2 rRNA genes are annotated in these 430 nt (G+C 40.9%); both read left to right on the top strand.

The features are described 5' to 3' along the window. Positions 1-81: ribosomal RNA gene (locus tag M3166_RS19065) — 16S ribosomal RNA — on the top strand; the annotation flags it as partial. Between the two features lie 231 nt (positions 82-312). Further along, positions 313-430 (top strand): 23S ribosomal RNA (locus M3166_RS19070); the annotation flags it as partial.

Genomic DNA, 430 nt, shown 5'->3' on the forward strand with positions numbered 1-430 from the left:
CCGCCGAAGGTGGGATAGATGATTGGGGTGAAGTCGTAACAAGGTAGCCGTATCGGAAGGTGCGGCTGGATCACCTCCTTTCTAAGGATTTTTCGGAATCATTCCTTTGGGGAATGAAACATTAACGTTTGCTGTTCAGTTTTGAAGGTTCATTCTTAATTGAATGAAACACTTCAAAACACTCGTTCTTTGAAAACTGGATAAAACGACATTGAAAGCAATAAATCAAATTTCTATTTTATAGATTTTTAAACAAGTCAAGCAATTGACGTGTAAACTTAAATCTTGGATTTGATCCAAGTGTTAACTTTTGGTTAAGTTAATAAGGGCGCACGGTGGATGCCTTGGCACTAGGAGTCGATGAAGGACGGCACTAACACCGATATGCCTCGGGGAGCTGTAAGTAAGCTTTGATCCGGGGATTTCCGAA

This window comes from Solibacillus isronensis, from assembly GCF_023715405.1.
Classification (GTDB): domain Bacteria; phylum Bacillota; class Bacilli; order Bacillales_A; family Planococcaceae; genus Solibacillus; species Solibacillus isronensis_B.